At 52.0% G+C, this 356-nt stretch carries 1 rRNA gene; it reads right to left on the bottom strand.

Annotation, left to right across the window (positions count from 1 at the left end):
* Positions 1-356 (bottom strand): 23S ribosomal RNA (locus tag GOU96_RS18450); the annotation flags it as partial.

The following is a 356-nucleotide window of genomic DNA, read 5'->3' as shown; positions in this document are numbered from 1 at the left end:
ACAGAACCACCGGATCACTATGACCTGCTTTCGCACCTGCTCGAACCGTCATTCTCGCAGTTAAGCGGGCTTATGCCATTGCACTAACCTCACGATGTCCAACCGTGATTAGCCCACCTTCGTGCTCCTCCGTTACTCTTTGGGAGGAGACCGCCCCAGTCAAACTACCCACCAGGCACTGTCCTCACCCCAGATAATGGGGCTAAGTTAGAACATCAAACATACAAGGGTGGTATTTCAAGGACGGCTCCAACGCAACTGGCGTCACGTCTTCATAGCCTCCCACCTATCCTACACATGTAGGTTCAATGTTCAGTGCCAAGCTGTAGTAAAGGTTCACGGGGTCTTTCCGTCTA

It is taken from the genome of Vibrio sp. R-1, from assembly GCF_035615595.1.
Lineage (GTDB): Bacteria > Pseudomonadota > Gammaproteobacteria > Enterobacterales > Vibrionaceae > Vibrio > Vibrio cholerae.
This window is presented reverse-complemented; position numbering and strand designations above follow the sequence as displayed.